General features: G+C 72.4%; 1 protein-coding gene. It reads left to right on the top strand.

Features of this window, described 5'->3' with window-relative positions; translation table 11 throughout:
• Window positions 1-5,086: type I polyketide synthase (locus tag ACFYQ6_RS34870; protein ID WP_388766873.1), on the top strand; the 5,086-nt coding region annotated here is incomplete at both ends.

Here is a 5,086-nt window from a genome sequence, read left to right on the forward strand (position 1 = left end):
AGGCTCCGGGTGCGGTGGAGCTGGCTGCCGAGTTGCGGGAGGCGGGTGCTGTCGTCACGGTCGCTGCGTGCGACACGGGGGACAGGGACGCGCTCCGCGCGCTGCTCGACGGCATCGACGCCGACCACCCCCTCACCGGCGTCGTCCACCTCGCCGCGCTCCTCGACGACGGTCTCACCGAGTCCCTCACGGCCGAGCGCCTGGACGCCGTGCTGCGGCCGAAGGCCGACGGTGCCTGGCACCTGCACGAGCTGACCCGCGACCTGGACCTGAAGCAGTTCGTACTGTTCTCCTCGACCGCCGCGTTCCTCGACGCCGCCGGACAGGGCAACTACGCGGCGGCCAACCTGTTCCTGGACGCCCTCGCCCTCCACCGGAGCGCCGCCGGACTGCCCGCGACCGCGCTCAACTGGGGCCTGTGGACCGGGGACCACGGCATGGGCGCCGGCCTCGACCACGCCTCCGTCCAGCGCATCGCCGACCTCGGCCTCACCCCCCTGAACGCGGACGAGAACCTCGCGCTGCTCGACACCGCGGTGAGCGACGGGACCGCCGTCTCCGTGGTGCCCGTACGCATCGACACGAGGGCGCTCCGGCGCAGAGGAGACTCCCTCCCCGCCGTACTCCGAGGGCTGGTCCGCACCCCCGCCCGCCGTACCTCGGCGGACAGCGGGCCCGGCGCCGTCCCCGTGGAGCAGACCCTCGCCCAGCACCTGGCGACGCTCCCCGCCCCCGACCGCGCCGATGCCGTCCTCGGCCTCGTCCGCACCCATGTCGCGGGCGTACTCCGCCACAGCGACGCCGACGCGATCAGCCCGCAGCGCGCGTTCAGCGACATCGGCTTCGACTCCCTCGGCGCCGTCGAACTCCGTAACCGCCTCAACTCCGCCACGGGCCTGCGCCTGCCCGCCACCCTGATCTTCGACTACCCCACACCGCGCGGTCTCGCCGAACACATCAGCAGCAAGCTGCTCGCCGTCGAAACCGCCGCCCCCAAGGCCCCCGTCGCGCCCCGTACCCCCGCCGACGAGCCCATCGCCATCGTCAGCATGGCCTGCCGCTTCCCCGGTGGAGTCACCTCACCGGAGGAGCTCTGGAACCTCGTCTCGGAGGGCCGCGACGGGGTCTCCTTCTTCCCCGACGACCGTGGCTGGGACATCGACGGCCTGTACGACCCCGAGCCCGGCACGTCCGGGAAGTCCTCCACCCGCGAGGGCGGATTCCTCTACGACGCGGCGGACTTCGACCCCGAGTTCTTCGGGATCAGCCCCCGCGAGGCCCAGGCCATGGACCCCCAGCAGCGACTGCTGCTGGAGACGGCCTGGGAGGCCTTCGAACGCGCGGGCATCGATCCGCACAGCAAGCGGGGCTCGGACACCGGCGTCTTCGCCGGCGTCATGTACCACGACTGGAGCACCCGCCTCACCGACGTCCCCGAGGACGTCGCGGGATACCTCGGCAACGGCGGCCTCGCGAGTGTCGTGTCCGGCCGTGTCGCCTACGCCCTGGGCCTCGAAGGCCCGGCCGTCACCGTGGACACCGCCTGCTCCTCCTCCCTCGTCGCCCTGCACTGGGCGCTCCAGGGGCTGCGCCGCGGCGAGTGCTCCCTCGCCCTGGCCGGCGGCGTCACCGTGATGTCGACTCCCGACACCTTCATCGACATGAACCGGCAGCGCGGGCTCGCATCCGACGGCCGCTGCAAGTCCTTCTCGGCCGCGGCGGACGGCACCGGCTGGGGCGAAGGCGCCGGCCTCCTGCTCCTGGAGCGGCTGTCGGACGCCCGGCGCAACGGTCACCCGGTGCTGGCGGTCGTGCGCGGCTCGGCCGTCAACCAGGACGGTGCGAGCAACGGACTCACGGCCCCCAACGGCCCGTCCCAGCAGCGCGTCATCCAGCGCGCCCTGCACGACGCCCGGCTCGCCCCGTCCGAGATCGACGCGGTGGACGGCCACGGAACCGGCACCACGCTCGGCGACCCGATCGAGGCACAGTCGCTCCTGGCCGTCTACGGGCAGGAGCGCCCTGACGACGCCGAGCCGCTGTGGCTGGGCTCCGTCAAGTCCAACGTGGGCCACACCCAGGCCGCCGCGGGCGTCGCCGGAATCATCAAGATGGTCATGGCCATGCGCCACGGCCAACTGCCCAAGACTCTCCACGTCGACCGTCCCTCCGACGAGGTGGACTGGTCGGAGGGCGCCGTGGAACTGCTGACCGAGGCGCGCGACTGGCCCGTGACAGGGCGCCTCCGACGTGCCGCCGTCTCGTCCTTCGGCATCAGCGGCACCAACGCCCACGTGATCGTCGAGCAGGCGCCGCTCAGCGCCGCACCGGCCCCCGCCGTGACGACCGCCTCCGCACCGCCCCTCCTGCCCTGGACGCTCTCCGGCACATCCCCGCAGGCCCTGAGCGCACAGGCGAAACGCCTGCTCAGGCACCTCGACGGGCTGCGGGACGACGAGCTCGCCCCGGCCGGCCGCACCCTCGCCACAGGCCGCGCAGCCCTGGACCACCGAGCCGTGGTCGTGGGCGGCACCAAGGACGAACTGGCCGAGGGGCTGCGGACACTTGCGGCGGGTGGCACGAGTGGTGTGGCCGTGGGTGCTGTGCGTGCGGGTAAGACGGCGTTCCTGTTCACGGGTCAGGGTGCGCAGCGGGTGGGGATGGGGCGTGAGCTTCATGTTTCCTTCCCGGTGTTTGCTGCGGCTTTTGATGCGGTGGTGGCGGAGCTGGACGGCCATCTGCCGAGGTCGTTGCGGGATGTGGTGTGGGGTGAGGATGCGGGGGTTCTGGAGCGGACGGAGTTCACGCAGCCTGCGTTGTTCGCGTTCGAGACGGCGCTGTTCCGGTTGCTGGAGTCGTGGGGTGTGCGCCCTGACTTCCTGGCCGGGCATTCGGTGGGTGAGCTGACGGCCGCGCACGTCGCAGGTGTGCTCTCACTCGGGGACGCGGCGCGGCTGGTGGCTGCGCGCGCGCGGTTGATGCAGGCCCTGCCGGCTGGTGGGGCGATGGTCGCCGTGCGGGCGTCGGAGGAAGAGGTCCTTCCGTATCTGACGTCGGACGCGGTGAGCGTCGCTGCGGTGAACGGTCCGGACGCGGTGGTTATCTCCGGCGCCGAGGACGAGGTCCTGGAGGTCGCCGCCCGTTTCGAAGCGGAGGGCCGTAAGACAAACCGTCTGCGGGTCTCGCACGCCTTCCACTCGCCGCTGATGGAGCCGATGCTGGCCGAGTTCCGTTCCGTCGCGCAGAGCGTGACGTTCCAGGAACCGCGTATCCCGGTGGTCTCCAACGTCACCGGCGAACTCGCGACCACCGAAGACCTGCGAACGCCTGAGTACTGGGTGCGTCACGTCCGCGAGGCCGTGCGCTTCGGCGACGGGGTGCGTGCGCTCTCGACCGCCGGGGTGAGCGTGTTCCTGGAGGTCGGTCCCGACGCGGTACTCACCGCGATGGCGCAGAACGCCCTCACCGATGAGAGCGAAGCCGACGATGCCGCGGTCTTCACCTCGCTCGTGCGGCGTGAACGCCCCGAAGCCCGGGAGCTGTTCCTCGGTCTCGGCCGTGCCACCGCCCACGGCACCCGGCTCGACTGGGAGGCCCTGTTCGCCGCCTACGGTCCGGTTTCCGGGGTTGTCGACCTTCCCACGTACGCCTTCCAGCGCAAGCGCTACTGGCTGAACGCCACCGTCAGCACGGCGGCGGGCGTCGGGGGCGCAGGGCTGGAACCGGTGAGCCACCCGCTGCTCAGTGCCGCGGTGGTCGTGCCGGACTCCGACGGTGTGATCCTCACCGGCCGGCTTGCCGCCGCCACGCATCCCTGGCTGGCCGACCACGAGGTGCTCGGAAGCCTCCTGCTGCCCGGGACGGGCTTCGTCGAACTCGCCGTACGCGCCGGGGACGAGCTCGGCTACGGCCGTGTCGACGAGCTCACCCTCCAGGCCCCGCTGATCATTCCGCGCCGCGGCGCCACCGACCTGCGCGTCACTGTCGGCGGGACGGGCAGTGCCGCGGGCGACCTCGGGGGCGCCCGTACGGTCACCGTCCACTCCCGACCGGAGGGGGCGGCACCCCACGAGTGGACGTTGCACGCCACAGGTGTGCTCACTGCCGCGCCGGCCGTGCCGGACTTCGACCTGACGCAGTGGCCGCCGCCCGGCGCCGAGCCGATACCCGTGGAGGGTGCTTATGGGCGCCTCGTCGCACGCGGTTACGGCTATGGTCCGGTCTTCCAGGGGCTGAAGGCCGCCTGGCGCGACGGTGACGACGTCTACGCCGAGGTCGCGCTGCCCGAGGGGGCGGGGACCGAAGCCGGCCGCTTCGGTCTGCACCCCGCGCTCCTGGATGCGGCGATGCACGCCGACCTGCTGGACGAGCAGGGCGGGGCGGACGGCGCCACCCTGCTCCCCTTCTCCTGGAACGGCGTCACTCTCCACGCCTCCGGCGCCACCGAACTGCGCGTCCACCTGCGCCGACTGCGCGGTGACGAACTCTCCGCGCTCCGGGTGGCCGACGCCTCCGGACGCCCTGTGGCGACCGTCGAGTCGCTCGTCTCGCTGCCGGTCTCAGCCGCCCAGCTGGACGGCTCAGGAGGGCGGTCCGACGCGCTCCGGCGCATCGACTGGAAGCCCTTGTCTCTCGGCCTGCCCCTGAGCGGGCCGACCGTGGCACCCGTGCCGGCATCTCTGGGTGCCACCCCGCTCGCCGCCGGAACGGTCACCGAGTACGCGGACCTGACGGCACTTCAGGCCGCTCTGGACAGCGGCACCCCGGCACCGGAACAGGTGCTCTGCCCGGTGCCCGACCTCAACGACGGCGACGCGCTGCCGGACGCGGTCCGTTCCACGGCCAACTGGCTGCTCACCACCGTCCAGCGATGGCTCGCGGACGAGCGCTTCGCCTCTTCCCAGCTGGTCGTGGTCACTCGTGGTGCGGCCACCGCGCCGCCCGGAGCGGTGGCCGACCCCCAGGCCGCAGCCTCACTGACCCAGGCCCCGCTGTGGGGTCTGGTGCGGGCTGCGGAGGCGGAGAACCCTGGCCGGTTCGTTCTGGTGGACTGGGACGGTGCCGGTGCGTCGGCTGCTGTGCTGTC

It is taken from the genome of Streptomyces sp. NPDC005494 (genome assembly GCF_042872025.1).
In the GTDB taxonomy this organism is placed as follows: Bacteria; Actinomycetota; Actinomycetes; order Streptomycetales; family Streptomycetaceae; genus Streptomyces.